Below are 22,031 nucleotides of genomic sequence, written 5' to 3' on the forward strand. Positions count from 1 at the left end.
GGGAGGATCGAGAATGAGCCAGGATATCCCGACACTCTACGAATGGGCCGGCGGCATCGAAGCCCTCAATCGGCTGACGGAAACCTTTTACGACAAGGTGTCCCGCGACCCGGTGGTCGGCCCGGTGTTCAAACACATGTCGCCGGATCATCCCGCGCATGTCGCGGCCTTTATCGGCGAGGTTTTTGGCGGGCCGAAGACCTACAGCGAGAAATTTGGCGGTCACCGCGAGATGGTCATGCATCATCTCGGCAAGCATTTGACGGAGGAACAGCGCCGCCGCTGGATCAGCCTGCTTGCCGATGCAGCCGACGCGGTCGGGCTGCCGGACGATCCCGAATTCCGCTCCGCCTTCATCGGCTATGTCGAGTGGGGATCGCGGCTGGCCAAGATGAACTCCACCCTCGGCGAGACCTGCGACCCGCAGACGGAACCGATGCCGGCCTGGGGCTGGGGTGTGCCGGGCGGACCGTACAAGCCTCCGGCCGGGGGCTGAGCGCCGGCATGCGGCTTCAGGCAGGCGAAAAATCGAGATCGGCAGGGACGGGCTGGTCATCACCTATCCGGATTTCCGGCAAAGGATCTGAAAGCGCGTCAGACAACTCTTTACAGCGCGCCCGGAAGCTTTTAGGAAGCGCCTGCGCTGAAACGCGCGTACGGGCATAGCTCAGTTGGTAGAGCGGCGGTCTCCAAAACCGCAGGTCGTAGGTTCGAGCCCTGCTGCCCGTGCCATTTTCCTCGTTGGAATCCGGCATTTTAGAAACGCCTTGTTTTGGCTCCTCGTTTGGTTGGGCTGAAGCCGCGTACTCGACGAGGGACGTTCCGAAGGCATGCGCAGAGCGAGAGCGCTGATGCGCAATGCCGAAGTCGACGTATTTCCACGAACCGATTTCCTTGATTCAACTGCCATTGGCGAGCCAATTGCCATTTGCGTTCACAATTCAGAATAGGCCTATTTTGCTGCCGCCGGCCGCTTTTCAGCGGCTGCGAATTATTGGAAGCGGGATGCTGGCCTGGCTTCTGAAATTTTCTGAACAGGGCTCTTGAACCCGTTTTCGGCCCTTCCTAATTCGTTTCCCGCCGAGGCCGATTGGCTTGGCAAAAGGCGGCGCTGCTGGGCGGCGCCCTTGTACCCATGTTGCTTCAAGGAGGATGTGGCTATGAGAACCTTTGATACTCTCTATCGGACCACCGTCGGTTTCGACCGGCTTTTTGACATGCTCGACAGCGGCACGCGTCCGGACTGGCCGCCCTATAACATCGAGAAGGTCGACGAGAACGATTACCGTATCTCGATGGCCATCGCAGGCTTCAGCCAGGATGAGGTTGAGCTGACCCAGCATGGACCCGAACTGGTCGTGGTAGGCCAGAAGGTTGATGACCAGAGCGGACGCCAGCTGCTGCACTAGGGCATCGCCTACCGCAGTTTCAGGCAGACGTTCAAGCTTGCCGACCACATGAAGATCAAGGCAGCAAACCTTGAGAAGGGTCTCCTGACCATCGACATCGTCCGTGAGATTCCCGAAGAGCTGAAGCCGCGCCGCATCAGCATCGGGGCCGGCGACGCTCAGGTGGGCGGCAAGCAGATCGCCCAGGATACGGAACGCACCCGCAAAGCGGCCTAATCGTACCGATTCAGTTATCCCTGCGGTCCGCCTCCCGGCTTCGGCCGGGAGGCCCAGATTGCGGAGAATGGAGATGGACAACTTCTACGAGACACCGACACTTTCTGCGGCACGCTCGGGCAAAATTGAAACTTCTTTGTGCCTGCTCGACAATCCAGACAACGTCATCAACCATCCACGCCTCAGTCGTGGAGAAAAGCGGGCACTGCTTTCCTCGTGGGCGTCCGATGCCTGCGCGGTGGAAAACCAGCCTGCCTTGCGCCGCCTGGACAACGGCACGGTAATCCCTGTCGACCAGATTCTGAGGGCGTTGAAGGCTCTGGATGAGAAACCCACGCTGGGGAAAGAGACTTCAGGCCGGGTGCTGCCTTGGCGACCCTCCTCGCGCCGCAGCGTTCTCAAAGCTTGGCGGCATAGTGGCCGTTCTTTCGGCCCCGACGATGACGACGACCCGCCCCCGTGCCCGGCAGTGATCGCGCCGCGCCCACGCCCACCACGCGGAATCGGCGCAGTGGCCGGGGTCGAACTCGCCTGCGCCTGAGCTAACCTTGGGTTGATCCAGCTGCCTCGGCATGGGCAGCTGGATTCCAATCTTGCGTGCGCTTCATTTGGTTTCCAAAACAGCAGGTCGCAGGTTCGACCTCAACGCCATTTCCTCGAACTTGTAATCACGTGCCTGATCTTCCGGATGCATCCTCCGGAATGGGGTCCGGCATTGAAAAACGGCAGGTGGCTTGCCATATTGGGCGAACTGAGGCATAAGGCCCCGATAGCCGGGACGGGACGACTGGATGGTTCCGAGGCGGCGTTTGGTCATAAAGCGGACACTTGCCACTTGCGTGGATCAAGAATCGGTTTTATGTAGACACAACAGACACGCGACGCGTGGAGCTGGGAAGCCGGCTTTACGCGTCCGATTTGCATGGGCGAAATGGCGCTGATTCGGCGCCGACTTGAACCCAGGCGGCACGTCCCGGCCAGCGGGATCATCCAGGAGACCCGGCCAACGGGTCTTGAAGACAGAGCGGCATATGGCTTCGAAAACCACAAATCCTTTCGTCTTTCTCCAGCAGGTCCGCGCGGAGACCGCCAAGGTGACTTGGCCGTCGCGCCGGGAGACGATGATCTCGACGGTGATGGTGCTCGTATTCGCGGTCATCGCGATGATCTTTTTCTTCACCGCCGACGTGGCCATGGGCTACGCGATCGAGCGGTTACTGAGCCTCGGCCATTAAGTCCGGCGATTACGGAGAAGTCTTGAAATGACCGCGCGCTGGTACATCGTCCACGCCTATTCGAACTTCGAAAAGAAGGTCGCCGAGGACATTGAGAACAAGGCCAAGCAGAAGGGCCTGTCCGCCGATATCGAGCAGATCGTGGTGCCGACCGAGAAGGTCGTCGAAATCCGCCGCGGCCGCAAGGTCGATGCCGAGCGCAAGTTCTTTCCGGGCTATGTGCTGCTCAAGGCCAATCTGACCGATGCGGTGTTCTCGCTGGTCAAGAACACGCCGAAGGTCACCGGCTTCCTCGGTGACTCCAAGCCGGTGCCGATCACCGAAGCCGAGGCGCAGCGCATCCTGAACCAGGTTCAGGAAGGCGTCGAGCGGCCGAAGCCCTCGGTCACTTTCGAGATCGGCGAGGCGATCCGCGTTTCGGATGGTCCGTTCGCCTCGTTCAACGGTTTCGTCCAGGAAGTGGACGAGGAGCGGGCGCGGCTCAAGGTGGAAGTTTCGATCTTCGGGCGCGCCGTGCCGGTCGATCTGGAATTCGGACAGGTCGAAAAGGGCTGATCCGAAAACCCTGCGCCGGTTCGCCGGCAAGGGGAGGCGGCGCGGAAAGCGCGCGGCCATGAACGGGTGGGAGGCGAATGCGGCTTTAGCCGGCCGCGCGGACCGCACCACCAGACTGCAACCGCCGGTGTTCCCGATACTGGGGCCGGCATGAGATAAAGGCAGGAAAGAGATGGCTAAGAAAATTGCAGGCCAGCTCAAGCTCCAGGTCAAAGCGGGATCGGCTACGCCGTCTCCGCCGATCGGCCCGGCACTTGGTCAGCGCGGCATCAACATCATGGAATTCTGCAAGGCGTTCAACGCGCAGACCCAGGAAATGGAAAAGGGATCGCCGATCCCGGTCGTCATCACCTATTACCAGGACAAGTCCTTCACCTTCGTCATGAAGACGCCGCCGGTGAGCTACTTCCTGAAAAAGGCGGCGAACTTGACTTCGGGTTCGAAAGAGCCGGGCAAGATCAAGGCCGGCACGATCGGTCGCGACAAGGTGCGCGCCATTGCCGAACAGAAGATGAAGGATCTGAACGCAAACGACGTCGAGGCGGCCATGCGCATGGTCGAGGGCTCCGCCCGCTCGATGGGTCTGGAAGTGGTGGGCTGAGATCATGGCAAAGATTGCAAAGCGTGTATCGAAGTCCCGCGACGGCATCGACCCCAACAAGGCCTATGCCCTTGGTGAGGCGCTGAAGCTGCTCAAGGACCGTTCGACGGTGAAGTTCGACGAGACCATCGAAGTTGCGATGAACCTCGGCGTCGACCCGCGCCATGCCGACCAGATGGTCCGCGGCGTGGTCAACCTGCCGAACGGCACCGGCCGCTCTGTCCGCGTCGCCGTGTTCGCACGTGGCGGCAAGGCCGATGAGGCTCGCGCCGCCGGCGCCGACATCGTCGGTGCCGAGGATCTGGTCGACATCGTCCAGAAGGGCACGATCGACTTCGATCGCTGCATCGCCACGCCGGACATGATGCCGCTGGTCGGCCGTCTGGGCAAGGTGCTCGGCCCGCGCGGCATGATGCCGAACCCGAAGGTCGGCACCGTCACCACCGACGTCGCCGCCGCCGTCAAGGCATCGAAGGGCGGCGCTGTCGAGTTCCGCGTCGAGAAGGCCGGCATCGTTCATGCCGGCGTCGGCAAGGTCTCGTTCGACGTCAAGGCGCTGGAAGAAAACGTCCGCGCCTTCGCCGATGCCGTGACCAAGGCAAAGCCGGCTGGCGCCAAGGGCAACTACGTCAAGAAGGTGTCGGTCACCTCGACGATGGGCCCGGGCCTCAAGCTCGACGTCTCGACGCTCGCAGCGTCTTGATACGAACATCTGGATCGGCTGCCAAGGCGCTGATCCGCAAGTGAATTCCGGGCCTCCGACTTGTCGGCGGCCCGGTACCGGAAGTCGAGAGGCTTCCGGACATCCTGTCCGAGATTGCAGGCGGCCCAGAAGCCTTAATTGAATTGGGCCTGCATGAGACGGGTGAAAACCGGACAACGGAGCGACAAGCTCCAATGAAAGGTTCGAACCGTGTTTGCCTTTTGTCTGCGCATCTCCGGCTTGCCGTCGATGTGGCGAAAGGGGGCAGGATCCTCGAGCGTCGTTCGGGAGATCTGTAATGGATGGCCCGGCCGGCAAAAAGGCAACCCGACGCCTGTCCCACTAGCGGGGCCAGGGGTCAACTGGAGATAGGCAGTGGACAGAGCGGAAAAACGCGAACTCGTCACGGGCCTGAATGGTGCTTTTGCAGGCGCTGGTTCAGTCGTCGTGGCCCACTACGCCGGTATCACCGTCGCGCAAATGAACGACCTTCGGTCGAAAATGCGCGCTGCCGGTGGCACCGTCAAAGTCGCGAAGAACCGTCTCGCCAAAATCGCTCTTCAGGGCACGGACTCCGCATCGATCATCGACCTGTTCAAGGGACAGACGCTGATCGCTTATTCGGAGGATCCGATTGCGGCGCCGAAGGTCGCGTCCGATTTCGCCAAGGGAAATGACAAGTTGGTCATTCTCGGCGGCGCAATGGGCACCACCTCGCTCAACGCCGACGGTGTGAAGGCACTCGCCACACTTCCGTCGCTCGATGAGCTGCGCGCCAGGCTGGTTGGCATGATCGCCACGCCGGCAACCCGGATCGCCCAGATCGTCAATGCGCCAGCGGCTTCGGTCGCGCGCGTCATCGGCGCTTACGCCCGGAAGGACGAGGCGGCATGAGGCCGTTCCTCGCTATCACAAACACACGTTCGAACCTGATGAAGGAATACAACAATGGCTGATCTGGCAAAGATCGTAGACGACCTTTCGAAGCTGACCGTCCTCGAGGCGGCCGAGCTGTCGAAGCTTCTGGAAGAAAAGTGGGGCGTTTCGGCTGCTGCTCCGGTGGCGGTTGCCGCTGCCGGCGGCGCTGCCGCTGCTGCTGCTCCGGCTGAGGAAAAGACGGAATTCGACGTCGTCCTCACCGAGGCAGGCGCTCAGAAGATCAACGTCATCAAGGAAGTCCGCGCCATCACCGGCCTGGGCCTCAAGGAAGCCAAGGATCTGGTCGAAGCAGCTCCGAAGCCGGTCAAGGAAGCCGTTTCCAAGGCTGACGCTGAGAAGTTCAAGGCCCAGCTGGAAGCAGCCGGCGCCAAAGTCGACCTGAAGTAAGCGTAAAAGCGGCGGGCGGCCTCGCGCCGTCCGCCACTCCCTTCATCAGAGGGGAGGATGCGTAGCGCGAGATGTACGAGAACCTCTTTCCTGAGGGCCGAAACCGGCCTTCAGGAAACGGGTTTTCTCCCGTTTTAGCCGTTGCCGCCAGGCGGCGGGAAACAGATCAGGGGCCGCCGCCGAGGTGGCCGCGCATGCAAGGTGAGCCGCGGCGAGGCTCGCCCCGAGTTTATAGCTAAGGAGCGACGATGGCCCAGACCCAGACTTTCAATGGCCGCAGACGCGTACGCAAGTTCTTCGGAAAGATTCCGGAAGTTGCGGAGATGCCGAACTTGATCGAGGTTCAAAAAGCATCCTATGACCAGTTCCTAATGGTGGCGGAGCCCAAGGGTGGGCGTCCGGACGAGGGACTGCAGGCCGTTTTCAAGTCGGTTTTCCCGATCTCCGATTTCTCCGGCTCCTCGATGCTGGAGTTCGTGAAGTACGAGTTCGAAGGACCGAAATTCGACGTTGACGAATGCCGTCAGCGCGACCTGACCTATGCCGCGCCACTCAAGGTGACGCTGCGCCTCATCGTGTTCGATATCGACGAGGATACCGGCGCAAAGTCGATCAAGGACATCAAGGAGCAGGACGTCTATATGGGCGACATGCCGCTCATGACGCTCAACGGCACCTTCATCGTCAATGGCACGGAGCGCGTCATCGTCTCGCAGATGCACCGTTCGCCGGGCGTCTTCTTCGACCATGACAAGGGCAAGTCGCACTCCTCGGGCAAGCTTTTGTTTGCGGCGCGCGTCATTCCCTATCGCGGTTCGTGGCTCGACATCGAGTTCGATTCCAAGGACGTCGTGCACGCCCGTATCGACCGCCGCCGCAAGATTCCGGTGACGTCGCTCTTGATGGCGCTCGGCATGGACGGCGAAGAAATCCTGTCGACCTTCTACAACAAGATCACCTACAAGCGCGCCGGCGACCACTGGCGCATCCCGTTCAACGTCGAGCGTTTCCGCGGCCTGAAGGCCGTTGGCGACCTCGTCGATGCCGACACCGGCGAAGTTGTCGTCGAGGCCGGCAAGAAGATCACCGCCCGCCAGGCAAGGGCGCTTGGCGAAAAGGGTCTGAAGGCGATCAAGGCGACCGACGAGGATCTGCTCGGCAACTACCTGGCCGAGGACATCGTCAACTACGGCACCGGCGAGATTTTCCTCGAAGCCGGCGACGAGATCGACGAAAAGACGCTGAAGGTGCTGCTCGGCACGGGCGAAAGCGAGATCAAGGTTCTCGACATCGACCACGTCAATGTCGGCGCCTACATCCGCAATACGCTCAACGTCGACAAGAACGAGAGCCGCCAGGACGCACTGTTCGACATCTACCGTGTCATGCGCCCGGGCGAGCCGCCGACGCTTGAAACCGCCGAAGCCATGTTCAACTCGCTGTTCTTCGACTCGGAGCGCTACGACCTGTCGGCCGTCGGCCGCGTCAAGATGAACATGCGCCTCGAGCTCAAGGCTGAGGATACCGTGCGTGTGCTGCGCAAGGACGACATCCTGGCCGTGGTCAAGACGCTGGTCGAGCTGCGCGACGGCAAGGGCGAGATCGACGACATCGACAATCTCGGCAACCGCCGCGTGCGTTCTGTCGGCGAGCTGATGGAGAACCAATACCGCGTCGGCCTGCTGCGCATGGAGCGCGCGATCAAGGAACGTATGTCCTCGATCGAGATCGATACGGTGATGCCGCAGGACCTGATCAACGCCAAGCCGGCGGCTGCCGCCGTGCGCGAGTTCTTCGGTTCCTCGCAGCTGTCGCAGTTCATGGATCAGACCAACCCGCTGTCGGAGATCACCCACAAGCGCCGCCTGTCGGCACTTGGCCCGGGCGGTCTGACCCGCGAGCGCGCCGGCTTCGAAGTGCGCGACGTGCACCCGACGCATTACGGCCGCATCTGCCCGATCGAGACGCCGGAAGGCCCGAACATCGGTCTGATCAACTCGCTGGCGACCTTCGCGCGCGTCAACAAGTACGGCTTCATCGAAAGCCCGTACCGCAAGATCGTCAACGGCAAGCTGACCAATGAGGTCGTCTATCTCTCCGCTATGGAAGAGTCCAAGCACCACGTCGCGCAGGCCAATGCCGAGCTCGACAAGAATGGTGGTTTCGTCGACGAATTCGTCATTTGCCGCAGCGCCGGCGAAGTGATGATGGCGCCGCGCGAAAACGTCGATCTGATGGACGTGTCGCCCAAGCAGATGGTGTCCGTGGCCGCGGCGCTGATCCCGTTCCTCGAGAACGACGACGCCAACCGCGCGCTGATGGGCTCCAACATGCAGCGTCAGGCCGTGCCGCTGGTGCGCGCCGAAGCGCCGTTCGTAGGCACCGGCATGGAGCCGATCGTTGCCCGTGACTCGGGCGCCGCCATCGGCGCCCGCCGCGGCGGCATCGTCGACCAGGTGGACGCGACGCGTATCGTCATCCGCGCCACGGAAGATCTCGATCCCGGCAAGTCGGGCGTCGACATCTACCGGCTGATGAAGTTCCAGCGTTCGAACCAGAACACCTGCATCAACCAGCGTCCGCTGGTGCGCATGGGCGACCGCGTCAACAAGGGCGACATCATCGCCGACGGTCCGTCGACCGAGCTCGGCGATCTGGCGCTCGGCCGCAACGTGCTGGTCGCGTTCATGCCGTGGAACGGCTACAACTACGAGGACTCGATCCTGCTCTCCGAGCGCATCGTGGCCGACGACGTCTTCACCTCGATCCACATCGAGGAATTCGAGGTCATGGCCCGCGACACCAAGCTTGGACCGGAGGAAATCACACGCGACATTCCGAACGTTTCGGAAGAAGCGCTGAAGAACCTCGACGAAGCCGGCATCGTCTATATCGGCGCGGAAGTGCAGCCGGGCGACATCCTGGTCGGCAAGATCACGCCGAAGGGCGAAAGCCCGATGACGCCGGAAGAAAAGCTCCTGCGCGCCATCTTCGGTGAAAAGGCGTCCGACGTTCGCGACACCTCGATGCGCATGCCTCCGGGCACCTTCGGCACCGTCGTCGAAGTGCGCGTCTTCAACCGCCACGGCGTCGAGAAGGACGAGCGCGCCATGGCGATCGAACGCGAGGAGATCGAACGCCTCGCCAAGGACCGCGACGACGAGCAGGCGATCCTCGACCGCAACGTCTATTCGCGCCTTTCCGACGTTCTCGTCGGCAAGGAAGCGATTGCCGGGCCGAAGGGCTTCAAGAAGGGCTCGAAGCTGTCGAAGGACACGCTGGACGAGTATCCGCGTTCGCAGTGGTGGCAGTTTGCGGTGGAGAACGAAAAGCTCCAGAGCGAACTGGAAGCCCTGCGTGGCCAGTACGACGATTCCAAGAAGGCGCTCGAGCAGCGCTTCATGGACAAGGTCGAGAAGGTCCAGCGCGGCGACGAAATGCCTCCTGGCGTCATGAAGATGGTCAAGGTCTTCGTGGCCGTGAAGCGCAAGATGCAGCCGGGCGACAAGATGGCCGGACGTCACGGCAACAAGGGTGTCGTGTCGCGCATCGTTCCGGTCGAGGACATGCCTTTCCTCGAGGACGGCACGCATGCCGATATCGTGCTCAACCCGCTGGGTGTGCCGAGCCGCATGAATGTCGGCCAGATCCTGGAAACGCATCTGGGCTGGGCATGCGCGGGCATGGGCAAGAAGATCGGCGAGCTGATCGACGCGTACAAGACGGCTGGAGACATCAAGCCGTTGCGCAAGACGCTTGAGAGCTTCATCCCAGCCAACGACCGCAACGAGCCGGTCCGCGAATATGACGACGAGAGCATCGTTCGCCTCAGCGAGCAGATGCGCCGCGGCGTCTCTATCGCGACACCGGTGTTCGACGGCGCGCATGAAGTCGACATCAACATCATGCTGGAGCAGGCGGGCCTGCACACCAGCGGTCAGTCGCAGCTCTATGACGGACGCACCGGCGAGCCGTTCGATCGCAAGGTGACGATGGGCTATATCTATATGCTCAAGCTTCACCACCTGGTGGACGACAAGATCCACGCGCGTTCGATCGGTCCGTACTCGCTCGTTACCCAGCAGCCGCTGGGCGGCAAGGCGCAGTTCGGTGGCCAGCGCTTCGGCGAAATGGAGGTCTGGGCGCTGGAAGCCTATGGCGCCGCCTACACGCTGCAGGAAATGCTGACGGTGAAGTCGGACGATGTCGCCGGCCGCACCAAGGTCTACGAGGCGATCGTGCGCGGCGACGACACGTTCGAGGCCGGCATTCCCGAGAGCTTCAACGTGCTCGTCAAGGAAATGCGGTCTCTCGGCCTCAATGTCGAGCTGGAGAATACCAAGCTCGACGACAACCCTGTCCGGCTGCCAGATGCTGCCGAATAGGGGCGCGGCCGAGTAAGCAAGACATCCGGTCGCGGAACGCCGCGACCGGATGCAACAAATTCTACGGCCAGTGGGCCGACCACTCAGCGGGCATTTGGCCCGCGTTAGATGCAAGGGGTTTTCGAGGACCCCGAAAAGGAGAACGGCATGAACCAAGAGGTCATGAATCTCTTCAATCCGCAGGCGCCGGCGCAGGTGTTCGATTCCATCCGGATATCGCTCGCCAGCCCTGAGAAGATTCTGTCCTGGTCGTTCGGCGAGATCAAGAAGCCGGAGACCATCAACTACCGCACCTTCAAGCCGGAGCGTGACGGTCTGTTCTGCGCGCGCATTTTTGGCCCGATCAAGGACTATGAATGCCTGTGCGGCAAGTACAAGCGCATGAAGTACAAGGGCGTCATCTGCGAAAAGTGCGGCGTCGAAGTCACGCTGTCGCGCGTTCGCCGCGAGCGCATGGGCCACATCGAGCTGGCGGCACCTGTCGCTCACATCTGGTTCCTGAAGTCGCTGCCGTCGCGCATCGGCACGCTGCTCGACATGACGCTGAAGGACATCGAGCGCGTCCTCTACTTCGAGAACTACATCGTCACCGAGCCTGGCCTAACCGCGCTGAAGGAGCACCAGCTGCTCAGCGAGGAAGAGTACATGATCGCCGTCGACGAATATGGCGAGGATTCGTTCACCGCCATGATCGGTGCCGAGGCCATTCATGACCTTCTGGCCGGCATGGACCTGGAGAAGATCGCCGGCGACCTGCGTTCGGAACTGGCTTCGACCACGTCCGAGCTGAAGCAGAAGAAGTATCTGAAGCGACTCAAGGTCGTCGAGAACTTCATGGAGTCCGGCAACCGTCCGGAATGGATGATCATGAAGGTGGTTCCGGTGATCCCGCCGGACCTGCGCCCGCTGGTTCCTCTGGATGGTGGACGTTTCGCGACGTCCGACCTGAACGATCTCTATCGCCGCGTCATCAACCGCAACAACCGCCTGAAGCGGCTGATCGAGCTGCGCGCGCCCGGCATCATTGTGCGCAATGAAAAGCGCATGCTGCAGGAAGCCGTCGATGCGCTGTTCGACAACGGCCGTCGCGGCCGCGTCATCACCGGCGCCAACAAGCGTCCGCTGAAGTCGCTGTCCGACATGTTGAAGGGCAAGCAGGGCCGGTTCCGCCAGAACCTGCTCGGCAAGCGCGTCGACTATTCGGGCCGTTCGGTCATCGTCACCGGTCCGGAGCTCAAGCTGCACCAGTGCGGCCTGCCGAAGAAGATGGCGCTCGAACTGTTCAAGCCGTTCATCTACGCCCGCCTCGACGCCAAGGGGTTCTCCTCGACCGTCAAGCAGGCCAAGAAGCTGGTCGAGAAGGAGCGTCCGGAAGTCTGGGATATCCTCGACGAGGTCATCCGCGAGCATCCGGTGCTCTTGAACCGTGCACCGACGCTGCACCGCCTCGGCATCCAGGCGTTCGAGCCGATCCTGATCGAAGGCAAGGCGATCCAGCTGCATCCGCTGGTCTGCACGGCCTTCAACGCCGACTTCGACGGCGACCAGATGGCCGTTCACGTGCCGCTCTCGTTGGAAGCGCAGCTTGAAGCCCGCGTGCTGATGATGTCGACCAACAACATCCTGCACCCGGCTTCCGGCGCGCCGATCATCGTGCCTTCGCAGGACATGGTCCTGGGTCTCTACTATCTCTCGATCGTCAATCAGAACGAGCCGGGCGAAGGCATGGTGTTTGCCGACATGGGCGAACTCCAGCACGCGCTCGAGACCAAGGCGGTGACGCTGCACTCCAAGATCAAGGGTCGTTTCCGCACGGTCGACGCCGAAGGCAAGGTCGTGTCGAAAATCTACGACACCACGCCTGGCCGCATGATCATCGGCGAACTGCTGCCGAAGAACGTCAACGTGCCTTACGAGACCGCCAACCAGGAGATGACCAAGAAGAACATCTCCAAGATGATCGACACCGTCTACCGCCACTGCGGTCAGAAGGAGACGGTCATCTTCTGCGACCGCATCATGGCCCTCGGCTTCAGCCACGCCTGCCGCGCCGGCATTTCGTTCGGCAAGGACGACATGCTGATCCCGGACGCCAAGATCAAGCTGGTTTCCGACACCGAAGCTTTGGCCAAGGAATACGAGCAGCAGTACAATGACGGCCTGATCACGCAGGGCGAGAAGTACAACAAGGTCGTCGACGCCTGGGCCAAGTGCTCGGAAAAGGTCGCCGACGAGATGATGGCCCGCATCAAGGCCGTCGAGTTCGAGGACAGTGGCCGTCAAAAGCCGATGAACTCGATCTACATGATGTCGCATTCGGGTGCGCGTGGTTCGCCCACCCAGATGCGTCAGCTCGCCGGCATGCGCGGCCTGATGGCAAAGCCCTCGGGTGAAATCATCGAGACGCCGATCATCTCGAACTTCAAGGAAGGCCTGACCGTGCTCGAGTACTTCAACTCGACCCACGGCGCCCGCAAGGGTCTGGCCGACACCGCCTTGAAGACGGCGAACTCGGGCTACCTCACCCGTCGTCTGGTCGACGTGGCGCAGGACTGCATCGTCAACTCCGTGGATTGCGGCACCGACAAGGGCCTCACCATGCAGCCGATCGTCGATGCCGGTCAGGTCGTCGCTTCGGTCGGCCAGCGCGTGCTGGGCCGCACCTCGCTCGACGACATCACGCATCCGGTTTCGGGTGAGGTTCTGGTCAAGGCCGGAACGCTGATGGACGAACGTGACGTGGAAAAGATCGAAAAGGCCGGCGTGCAGTCGGTCCGCATTCGCTCGGCACTGACCTGCGAGGTCAGGATCGGCGTCTGTGCGGTCTGCTACGGACGCGATCTTGCCCGCGGCACCCCGGTCAACCAGGGCGAAGCCGTCGGCGTTATCGCGGCGCAGTCGATCGGCGAGCCGGGGACCCAGCTCACCATGCGTACCTTCCACATGGGCGGTACGGCGCAGGTGGTGGACAGCTCGTTCCTTGAAGCCTCGTATGAGGGCAAGGTCGAGATCCGCAACCGCAACGTGGTGCGCAACTCGGACGGCCAGCAGATGGTCATGGGCCGCAACATGGCGGTGCTGATCCTCGACGAAGCCGGCAAGGAGCGTGCCTCGCATCGCCTTACCTATGGTTCGCGCATCTTCGTGGACGATGGCGACAAGGTGAAGCGCGGCCAGCGTATCGCCGAATGGGATCCCTATACCCGCCCCGTCCTCACCGAAATCGAGGGCAAGGTGTCGTACGAGGATCTGGTCGACGGCATTTCCGTTCAGGAAACGGCCGACGAATCGACCGGCATCACCAAGCGCGAGGTCATCGACTGGCGCTCGACGCCACGCGGCAACGACCTCAAGCCGGCGATCGCCATCCTTGACCCCAAGGGCAAGGTCGGCAAGCTGTCGAAGGGCGGCGACGCCCGCTTCCTGCTCTCGGTAGAGGCCATTCTTTCGGTCGAGCCGGGTTCGCAGGTTCGTCCCGGCGACGTTTTGGCGCGTATCCCAATGGAAAGCGCCAAGACCAAGGACATCACCGGCGGTCTGCCGCGTGTTGCCGAACTGTTCGAGGCACGTCGTCCGAAGGATCACGCCATCATCGCCGAGATCGATGGCACGATCCGCTTCGGCCGCGACTACAAGAACAAGCGCCGCATCATCATCGAGCCGCATGACTCGACGCTTGAGCCGGTCGAATACCTGATCCCGAAGGGCAAGCCGTTCCATCTCCAGGACGGCGACGTCATCGAGAAGGGCGACTACATCCTCGACGGCAATCCGGCGCCGCACGACATCCTGGCGATCAAGGGCGTGGAAGCACTTGCTTCCTACCTCGTGAACGAAATCCAGGAAGTCTACCGTCTGCAGGGCGTGTCGATCAACGACAAGCACATCGAGGTGATCGTTCGCCAGATGCTGCAGAAGGTCGAGATCACGGTGCAGGGCGACTCGACCTACATTCCGGGCGACCACGTCGACGTGATCGAACTGGAAGAGGTCAACGAGCGCCTGGTCGAGGACGGCAAGAAGCCGGCCGAAGGCCAGCCGGTGCTGCTGGGCATAACCAAGGCCTCGCTGCAGACGCCGTCCTTCATCTCGGCCGCCTCCTTCCAGGAGACGACCAGGGTGCTGACCGAAGCTGCGGTTGCCGGCAAGACCGACATGCTGCAGGGCCTGAAGGAAAACGTCATCGTCGGCCGGCTGATCCCGGCCGGTACCGGCGGCACGATGAGCCAGATCCGGCGCATCGCCACCTCGCGCGACGAACTGATCATCGACGAGCGCCGCAAGGCCTCCGGTGTCGAGGTCGCCGAGCCGATGCTGACCGACATGGTCAACGCCGCGCAGTAAGCGCGGCAGGACGAGAAGAAGGAAAGGGGCCCAAGTGGCCCCTTTCCGCGTTTTGACCCTAATCGGATCGAGGAAAACATGAGCAAGAAGGTATGGACTGACGTCGACGACTACATCGTTTCCTCTCTCTTCGAGGCGGATCCCATCCTCGAAGCGGTGCTTGCGGCCAACCGCGACCAGGGCCTGCCGGCCATCGACGTATCGCCGGCGCAGGGCAAGCTGCTGTCGCTGCTGGTCCGCATCAGCGGCGCCAGGAAGGTGCTGGAGATCGGCACGCTCGGCGGCTACTCGACCATCTGGATGGCAAGGGGATTGCCCGTCGGCGGCAAGATCGTGACGCTCGAACTCGAGCCGCATCATGCAAAAGTCGCGCACTCGAATCTCGAGCGGGCAGGGGTGTCGGACAAGGTCGAGCTCAGGATCGGCCCCGCGCTTCAGTCGCTTGAGACGCTGGCTGCCGAAAATGCCGGTCCGTTCGATCTGATCTTCATCGACGCCGACAAGCCGAACAACCCGAATTATCTGTCATGGGCCATGCGCCTGTCGCGGCCGGGGACGGTCATCATCTGCGATAACGTCATCCGCGACGGCACCGTGCTCAACGACGATGGCCGTGACGCGTATGTCGAAGGCGCACGCGGTGCGTTTTCCTTCATCGGCGGCGACAAGCGCCTGGACGGCACCGCCATCCAGACCGTCGGCGCCAAAGGCTATGACGGCTTTGCGATTGCGATCGTCGAGTAAGGCTGCATGGTGAGTGTCCGGACTGCGGTCCGGCAGAACTCATCGCTCAATCGAAGAACGCTTCCACCACATTGCGCTTGCCGAGCATGAAGGCGTCGGCCACGTGCTGCAGGGGTGCCAAATCGACATCGGAGACGCCGTCGCGTACGACTTCGGCGAAGCGCCGGTAAAGCTGGGGATATTCGGCCTCCGGCTCGTCGTGAACCAACTTGCCGTCGATGGCGAGCTTGGTGCCGCCGCCGGACAGCACCATCTTGCCCTTGTCGGTGTCCGCCCGGATGTCCCAGCTCTGTGGTCCCGTCTGCAGCCAGTCGAGCTCCATGGTCACCGGCAACCCATCCGAGGTGCGGAAGGTCACGTGGGCCGCCACAGGCGAGGCGCGGTTTTCCGGAAAGTCGAGGACGGCCGAGGTGATGAACATCGCCGGCAGGATGTGGGTTGCGATCGACAGTGCGTTGATGCCGGGATCGAAGACGCCGAAACCTCCCGGCGCCCAGATCCAATCCTGGTTCGGGTGCCAGCGGCGGACATCTTCCTTCCAGACGATGGCGGCCGAGTTGACCTTGGCGGACGCCAGGAAGGCGCGCGCGGCCTCCACTGCCGGCGCGTAGCGCGAATGCCAGCTGGCGAACAGTGAAACGCCATTGGCTGCCGCCAGCCGCTTCAGGTCCTCGACCTCACTGACAGTGGCGCCCGGCGGCTTCTCCAGGAAAACATGCTTCTTCGCAATCAGCGCCGTGCGTGCCGCGTCGTAGCGGAACTGCGGCGGCATGCACAGCGACACGGCCTCGAGTTCCGGCACCGCGTCGAGCATCGCCTCAATGGTCGGAAAATTCGGGATGCCGTCCACCTTGCCGTGCCGGCTGGCGGCGGCGATGAGGCGGTAGTCCGCATCCTTCGCCACTGCCGGCAGATGCTGGTCGCGCACGATCTTGCCGACGCCGACGATGCCGAGCTTGATGGGACCATTGTTCGAGGGCATGGGAACTCCGCGGATTCGAATTTGGCTGGTTAAGTCGCCCGGTTCTTAGCAGAGAACCGGTGCCGGGCAAGCCGGCGCGGTGACAGGCGCAAGCAGCCGGCGACGCTCAGAGCGGAACCTCGAACGTAACGATCGACACTTCGCCTTCGAGCGCGCCCTGGAAGGCCGACAGATGCGGCTCCTCGTCGGGTACGCCCTCCATATCGCCGATCTGGTCGAGCTCAGCTTCGGCATAGCCTTCGGCGGCGAGCGATTCGAGCGCCCGGCGCACGGCCGAATCGTCGTCGGGCGCGACCAGCATCACATGCACGCCTTCCGGCTTGCCGCCCTTCTTTTTCCAGACGCGGCCGGTGATGATGGTGACCGGGCGCTCCTCATTGTCGTTCACGGGCTGATTCCTTTTGAGACGGGTGCGGGCGAGGGGATTTGCGCTGTCCATGGCGCCTTTTGCCATGAAGAACCCGCGCATGACAGCCAAAGCCGGTCAGCGCGGGTCACTTTCTTCCTCTGCCTTGCAAAATGAAGAAAGAAAATTACATGCGTCTTTCACATGGCTGCCAAGCCGTCGTCAGCGCGCAATATTTGGCGTGCCGGGGTTGACGGTTCACGGTCTTGCGAGTAGAAGCCGCCCAGTCAGAACCGATGTGAGGCTCTCCCTTCCGAAGCGACACGCTTTGGAGTTTGCCTCAAACAGGGTTCGTTTTACGAGCGAAAAGACATTTCCGGCGCGCATGAAGCGGTTCCCGCTTCCTCTGCATTTTGTTCGGGCAGGACCGCGAGGCGCGGTTTATGGCCCGAATTTGCGTATGGAATTGGCGCTTTGAGCGGCCCTGACCGGGCGAGACACGGAATTGAGAGACAAGAGGGTTTAATGCCTACCGTCAACCAGCTGATCCGCAAGCCGCGCATTGCGCCGGTGAAGCGCAACAAGGTCCCGGCCATGCAGCAGAACCCGCAGAAGCGGGGCGTCTGCACGCGCGTCTATACAACGACGCCGAAGAAGCCGAACTCGGCACTGCGCAAGGTGGCCAAGATCCGCCTGACCAACGGCTTTGAAGTGATCGGCTACATCCCCGGCGAAGGCCACAACCTTCAGGAACACTCCGTGGTCATGATCCGCGGCGGCCGCGTCAAGGATCTTCCGGGCGTGCGCTACCACATCATCCGCGGCGTGCTCGACACGCAGGGCGTGAAGAACCGCAAGCAGCGCCGTTCGAAGTACGGCGCCAAGCGTCCGAAGTAAGGGGCGTCCGAAGTAAGATTTTCCGGCCCTGGCGCTGCTTGAATGCGTCGGGCTACGAGATTGAGAGACAAAAGCCATGTCGCGTCGTCACAGTGCAGAAAAGCGTGAGATCAATCCGGACCCGAAGTTCGGCGATCTGATCGTCACCAAGTTCATGAACGCCGTTATGTATGACGGCAAGAAGTCGGTTGCCGAGACCATCGTCTACGGTGCGCTCGACCAGGTTCAGTCGAAGACCAAGCAGGAGCCGGTCACCGTCTTCCATCAGGCTCTCGACAATGTCGCGCCGCATGTGGAAGTCCGGTCGCGCCGCGTCGGCGGCGCTACCTACCAGGTTCCGGTCGATGTGCGCCCCGAGCGCCGCCAGGCCCTGGCGATCCGCTGGCTGATCGCCGCGGCCCGCAACCGCAACGAGACCACCATGGTCGACCGCCTCTCCGGCGAGCTGATGGACGCAGCCAACAACCGCGGCACCGCCGTGAAGAAGCGTGAAGACACCCACAAGATGGCTGAAGCCAACCGCGCTTTCGCACACTACCGCTGGTAAAGCGCGAACGAGACTGAGAAGGCATCCAAGATGGCCCGCGAATACAAAATCGAAGACTACCGCAATTTCGGTATCATGGCGCATATTGACGCCGGCAAGACGACGACCACCGAGCGCGTCCTCTATTACACGGGCAAGTCGCACAAGATCGGCGAAGTCCACGACGGCGCTGCCACCATGGATTGGATGGAGCAGGAGCAGGAGCGCGGCATCACCATCACGTCCGCCGCCACCACGACCTTCTGGAAGGGTCGCAGCGGCAAGATGTACCGCTTCAACATCATCGACACTCCCGGACACGTCGACTTCACCATCGAAGTCGAGCGTTCGCTGCGCGTGCTCGACGGCGCCATTGCGCTGCTCGATGCCAATGCCGGTGTCGAGCCGCAGACCGAGACTGTCTGGCGCCAGGCCGACAAGTACAAAGTTCCGCGCATGATCTTCTGCAACAAGATGGACAAGATCGGCGCCGACTTCTACCGCTCGGTCGAGATGATCGGCTCGCGTCTTGGTGCGCATGCCGTCGTCATGCAGCTGCCGATCGGCGCTGAGACTGAATTCAAGGGCGTTGTCGATCTCGTCGAGATGAACGCGCTGGTCTGGCGCGACGAGACGCTGGGCGCAGCCTGGGACGTCGTCGAGATCCCGACCGATCTCCAGGCCCGTGCCGAAGAATACCGCGAGAAGATGATCGAAGCCGCTGTCGAAATGGACGAGACGGCACTCGAGAATTACCTCGAAGGCAAGATGCCGTCGAATGACGAGATCCGCGCGCTGATCCGCAAGGGCACCATCGCCGTCAAGTTCTACCCGATGTTCTGTGGCTCGGCCTTCAAGAACAAGGGCGTGCAGCCGCTGCTCGACGCCGTCGTCGAATACCTGCCGTCGCCGGCCGATGTTCCCGCCATCAAGGGCGTCGACGCCAAGACCGACGCCGAGATCGAGCGTCATGCCGACGACAACGAGCCGCTGTCGATGCTGGCCTTCAAGATCATGAACGACCCGTTCGTCGGTTCGCTGACCTTTGCCCGCATCTATTCGGGCAAGCTGACCAAGGGCATCTCGGTCGATAACACCGTCAAGGGCAAGAAAGAGCGCATCGGCCGCATGCTGCAGATGCATGCGAATTCGCGCGCCGACGTCGAAGAAGCCTTTGCCGGCGACATCGTTGCTCTGGCTGGCCTCAAGGACACGACCACCGGCGACACGCTCAGCGATCCGCTGCACCCGGTCATCCTCGAGCGCATGGAATTCCCCGATCCGGTCATCCAGATCGCCATCGAGCCGAAGACCAAGAACGACCAGGAAAAGATGGGCCTCGCCCTTCACCGCCTGGCTGCCGAGGATCCGTCCTTCCGTGTCAAGACGGACGAGGAAAGCGGCCAGACCATCATTTCGGGCATGGGCGAACTTCACCTCGACATCATCGTCGACCGCATGCGTCGCGAGTTCAAGGTCGAGGCCAATGTCGGCGCGCCGCAGGTGGCTTACCGCGAGACCATCACCCGCAGGCACGAGCAGGACTACACCCACAAGAAGCAGACCGGCGGTACCGGTCAGTTCGCCCGCGTCAAGATCGTGTTCGAACCGAACCCGGAAAGCTCGGAGTTCGAGTTCGAGACCAAGATCGTCGGCGGTGCGGTTCCCAAGGAATACATCCCGGGTGTCGAAAAGGGCATCAACAGCGTCATGTCGTCGGGTCCGTTCGCGGGCTTCCCGATGATCGGCGTCAAGGCGACGCTTATCGACGGCGCTTACCACGATGTGGACTCCAGCGTTCTGGCCTTCGAAATCGCCGGCCGCGCCTGCTTCCGTGAAGCCGCACCCAAGCTTGGCGTGCAGCTGCTCGAGCCGATCATGAAGGTCGAAGTCGTGACCCCGGAAGACTATGTCGGCAGCGTCATCGGCGACCTGAACGGCCGTCGCGGCCAGATCCAGGGCCAGGAAGCGCGTGGCGTGGCTGTCGTCATCAACGCGATGGTGCCGCTGGCCAACATGTTCAAGTACGTCGACAACCTGCGCTCGATGAGCCAGGGCCGCGCGGCCTACACGATGCAGTTCGATCACTATGAGCCTGTGCCGACCGCGGTCGCCCAGGAAGTCCAGAAGAAATACGCGTAACCTGAACGGGTTGCATCGGTAACTTAATTCAAGGCCCGTACGGGCGAGCAGATTGGAGACATCACATGGCAAAAGGTAAATTCGAGCGTAACAAGCCTCATGTGAACATTGGCACGATTGGCCACGTCGATCATGGCAAGACGTCGCTGACGGCGGCGATCACGAAGTATTTTGGCGAGTACAAGCGCTACGACCAGATCGATGCGGCGCCCGAAGAGAAGGCCCGCGGCATCACGATTTCGACGGCGCACGTCGAATACGAGACGGCAGCGCGCCACTACGCCCATGTCGACTGCCCCGGCCACGCCGACTATGTGAAGAACATGATCACGGGCGCCGCGCAGATGGACGGCGCGATCCTGGTCGTGTCGGCCGCCGACGGCCCGATGCCGCAGACCCGCGAGCACATCCTGCTTGCCCGTCAGGTCGGCGTGCCGTCGATCGTGGTGTTCCTGAACAAGGTCGACCAGGTCGACGACGCCGAGCTGCTCGAACTGGTCGAGCTCGAGGTTCGCGAGCTTCTGTCGAAGAACGAGTTCCCCGGCGACGACATTCCGATCGTCAAGGGTTCGGCGCTGGCTGCTCTGGAAGATTCCAACAAGACCATCGGCGAAGATGCGATCCGCGAGTTGATGGCTGCGGTCGATGCCTATATCCCGACGCCGGTTCGTCCGCTGGACAAGCCGTTCCTGATGCCGATCGAAGACGTGTTCTCGATCTCGGGCCGTGGCACGGTCGTGACCGGCCGCGTCGAGCGCGGCATCGTCAAGGTCGGCGAGGAACTGGAAATCATCGGCATCCGTCCGACGACCAAGACGACCTGCACGGGCGTCGAGATGTTCCGCAAGCTGCTCGATCAGGGCCAGGCCGGCGACAACATCGGCGCGCTGCTGCGCGGCGTTGATCGTGAAGGCGTCGAGCGCGGCCAGGTTCTGGCCAAGCCCGGTACGGTGAAGCCGCACAAGAAGTTCGTGGCCGAAGCCTACATCCTGACCAAGGACGAAGGTGGCCGTCACACGCCGTTCTTCACCAACTACCGTCCGCAGTTCTACTTCCGCACGACCGACGTGACCGGCATCGTGTCGCTGCCGGAAGGCACGGAAATGGTTATGCCCGGCGACAACATCACGGTCGATGTCGAGCTGATCGTGCCGATCGCCATGGAAGAGAAGCTGCGCTTCGCCATCCGTGAAGGCGGCCGCACCGTCGGTGCCGGCATCGTCGTCACCATCAAAGAGTAATTTGGACTTAAACCGATCTGTCGCGGGCGCAGGATTTGCCCGCGCCGCGCCAGAACAAGGAAGTGACGCATGAACGGACAGAATATCCGCATCCGCCTGAAGGCGTTTGATCACCGCGTGCTTGACGCCTCGACGAAAGAAATCGTGTCGACGGCCAAGCGCACCGGAGCAAACGTCCGCGGCCCCATTCCGCTGCCGACGCGGATCGAAAAGTTCACGGTCAACCGGTCGCCTCACGTCGACAAGAAGAGCCGCGAGCAGTTCGAGATGCGCACGCACAAGCGTCTGCTCGACATCGTCGATCCGACCCCGCAGACGGTCGATGCTTTGATGAAGCTCGATCTGGCCGCCGGTGTCGACGTCGAGATCAAGCTCTAAG

18 protein-coding genes, 1 tRNA gene and 1 pseudogene are annotated in these 22,031 nt (G+C 61.9%); 18 read left to right on the forward strand and 2 right to left on the reverse strand.

Annotated features, from left to right (window positions below; all coding sequences use genetic code 11):
* Positions 1 to 13: 13 nt before the first annotated feature.
* From NLY43_RS00200 to NLY43_RS00260, 13 genes and pseudogenes are all read left to right on the forward strand, one after another.
* A complete protein-coding gene (locus NLY43_RS00200; protein WP_023713032.1) occupies positions 14 to 496 on the forward strand; it encodes a group II truncated hemoglobin in 483 nt (160 codons plus the stop codon).
* 160 nt (positions 497 to 656) lie between these two features.
* Positions 657 to 732 (forward strand) — tRNA-Trp (locus NLY43_RS00205).
* Positions 733 to 1,160: 428 nt separating this feature from the next.
* Positions 1,161 to 1,625 (forward strand): annotated as a pseudogene (locus NLY43_RS00210) (Hsp20 family protein).
* A gap of 73 nt (positions 1,626 to 1,698) precedes the next feature.
* Positions 1,699 to 2,166, forward strand: a complete 468-nt coding sequence (locus tag NLY43_RS00215) for a hypothetical protein (RefSeq protein ID WP_023725782.1) — start codon at positions 1,699 to 1,701, stop codon at positions 2,164 to 2,166.
* Positions 2,167 to 2,656: 490 nt separating this feature from the next.
* Entirely contained in the window at positions 2,657 to 2,860 is a 204-nt protein-coding gene (gene secE / locus NLY43_RS00220; protein ID WP_023667439.1) for a preprotein translocase subunit SecE, read from the forward strand.
* Between the two features lie 27 nt (positions 2,861 to 2,887).
* Complete coding sequence (nusG, locus tag NLY43_RS00225; protein WP_006333333.1) at positions 2,888 to 3,415, forward strand: transcription termination/antitermination protein NusG; 528 nt, start codon at positions 2,888 to 2,890, stop codon at positions 3,413 to 3,415.
* Between the two features lie 172 nt (positions 3,416 to 3,587).
* Positions 3,588 to 4,016 (forward strand): 50S ribosomal protein L11, encoded by a 429-nt coding sequence (gene rplK, locus NLY43_RS00230; RefSeq protein ID WP_006333334.1) that lies wholly within the window; start codon positions 3,588 to 3,590, stop codon positions 4,014 to 4,016.
* 4 nt (positions 4,017 to 4,020) lie between these two features.
* Positions 4,021 to 4,719: a 50S ribosomal protein L1 gene (gene rplA, locus NLY43_RS00235; RefSeq protein WP_023667438.1), complete on the forward strand. Its 699-nt coding sequence runs from the start codon at positions 4,021 to 4,023 to the stop codon at positions 4,717 to 4,719.
* A gap of 375 nt (positions 4,720 to 5,094) precedes the next feature.
* Positions 5,095 to 5,613 carry a 50S ribosomal protein L10 gene (gene rplJ, locus NLY43_RS00240; RefSeq protein WP_023667437.1) on the forward strand — a complete coding sequence of 173 codons (519 nt, stop codon included), beginning with the start codon at positions 5,095 to 5,097 and terminating at the stop codon, positions 5,611 to 5,613.
* 54 nt (positions 5,614 to 5,667) lie between these two features.
* A complete protein-coding gene (rplL, locus tag NLY43_RS00245; RefSeq protein ID WP_023667436.1) occupies positions 5,668 to 6,045 on the forward strand; it encodes a 50S ribosomal protein L7/L12 in 378 nt (125 codons plus the stop codon).
* Positions 6,046 to 6,293: 248 nt separating this feature from the next.
* Positions 6,294 to 10,430: a DNA-directed RNA polymerase subunit beta gene (rpoB, locus tag NLY43_RS00250; RefSeq protein WP_023686024.1), complete on the forward strand. Its 4,137-nt coding sequence runs from the start codon at positions 6,294 to 6,296 to the stop codon at positions 10,428 to 10,430.
* Between the two features lie 147 nt (positions 10,431 to 10,577).
* Positions 10,578 to 14,774 (forward strand): DNA-directed RNA polymerase subunit beta', encoded by a 4,197-nt coding sequence (rpoC, locus tag NLY43_RS00255; RefSeq protein WP_023667434.1) that lies wholly within the window; start codon positions 10,578 to 10,580, stop codon positions 14,772 to 14,774.
* Positions 14,775 to 14,852: 78 nt separating this feature from the next.
* Positions 14,853 to 15,518, forward strand: a complete 666-nt coding sequence (locus tag NLY43_RS00260; protein WP_023713031.1) for an O-methyltransferase — start codon at positions 14,853 to 14,855, stop codon at positions 15,516 to 15,518.
* A 46-nt stretch (positions 15,519 to 15,564) separates the two neighbouring features.
* Here NLY43_RS00260 and NLY43_RS00265 read toward each other — a convergent pair whose 3' ends face one another.
* Positions 15,565 to 16,500 (reverse strand): Gfo/Idh/MocA family protein, encoded by a 936-nt coding sequence (locus NLY43_RS00265; RefSeq protein WP_023713030.1) that lies wholly within the window; start codon positions 16,498 to 16,500, stop codon positions 15,565 to 15,567.
* A 106-nt stretch (positions 16,501 to 16,606) separates the two neighbouring features.
* Positions 16,607 to 16,888: a transcriptional regulator gene (locus tag NLY43_RS00270; protein WP_023713029.1), complete on the reverse strand. Its 282-nt coding sequence runs from the start codon at positions 16,886 to 16,888 to the stop codon at positions 16,607 to 16,609.
* A 483-nt stretch (positions 16,889 to 17,371) separates the two neighbouring features.
* Between NLY43_RS00270 and rpsL the strand changes: the two genes are divergently transcribed.
* The 5 genes from rpsL to rpsJ all read left to right on the forward strand — a co-directional run bounded on the left by rpsL (position 17,372) and on the right by rpsJ (position 22,030).
* Positions 17,372 to 17,743, forward strand: coding sequence for a 30S ribosomal protein S12 (gene rpsL, locus NLY43_RS00275; RefSeq protein ID WP_006333356.1), 372 nt, complete (start codon positions 17,372 to 17,374; stop codon positions 17,741 to 17,743).
* Positions 17,744 to 17,819: 76 nt separating this feature from the next.
* Positions 17,820 to 18,290 carry a 30S ribosomal protein S7 gene (gene rpsG / locus NLY43_RS00280; protein WP_008875664.1) on the forward strand — a complete coding sequence of 157 codons (471 nt, stop codon included), beginning with the start codon at positions 17,820 to 17,822 and terminating at the stop codon, positions 18,288 to 18,290.
* 30 nt (positions 18,291 to 18,320) lie between these two features.
* The gene (gene fusA / locus NLY43_RS00285) at positions 18,321 to 20,411 is read left to right on the forward strand and encodes an elongation factor G (RefSeq protein ID WP_023707177.1); all 2,091 of its coding nucleotides are present in this window, start codon (positions 18,321 to 18,323) and stop codon (positions 20,409 to 20,411) included.
* Positions 20,412 to 20,476: 65 nt separating this feature from the next.
* Positions 20,477 to 21,652, forward strand: coding sequence for an elongation factor Tu (tuf, locus tag NLY43_RS00290; RefSeq protein WP_023723394.1), 1,176 nt, complete (start codon positions 20,477 to 20,479; stop codon positions 21,650 to 21,652).
* A 69-nt stretch (positions 21,653 to 21,721) separates the two neighbouring features.
* Positions 21,722 to 22,030: a 30S ribosomal protein S10 gene (gene rpsJ, locus NLY43_RS00295; protein WP_010909272.1), complete on the forward strand. Its 309-nt coding sequence runs from the start codon at positions 21,722 to 21,724 to the stop codon at positions 22,028 to 22,030.
* Position 22,031: the final 1 nt, after the last annotated feature.

Source organism: Mesorhizobium sp. C416B (genome assembly GCF_030323165.1).
Classification (GTDB): Bacteria; Pseudomonadota; Alphaproteobacteria; order Rhizobiales; family Rhizobiaceae; genus Mesorhizobium.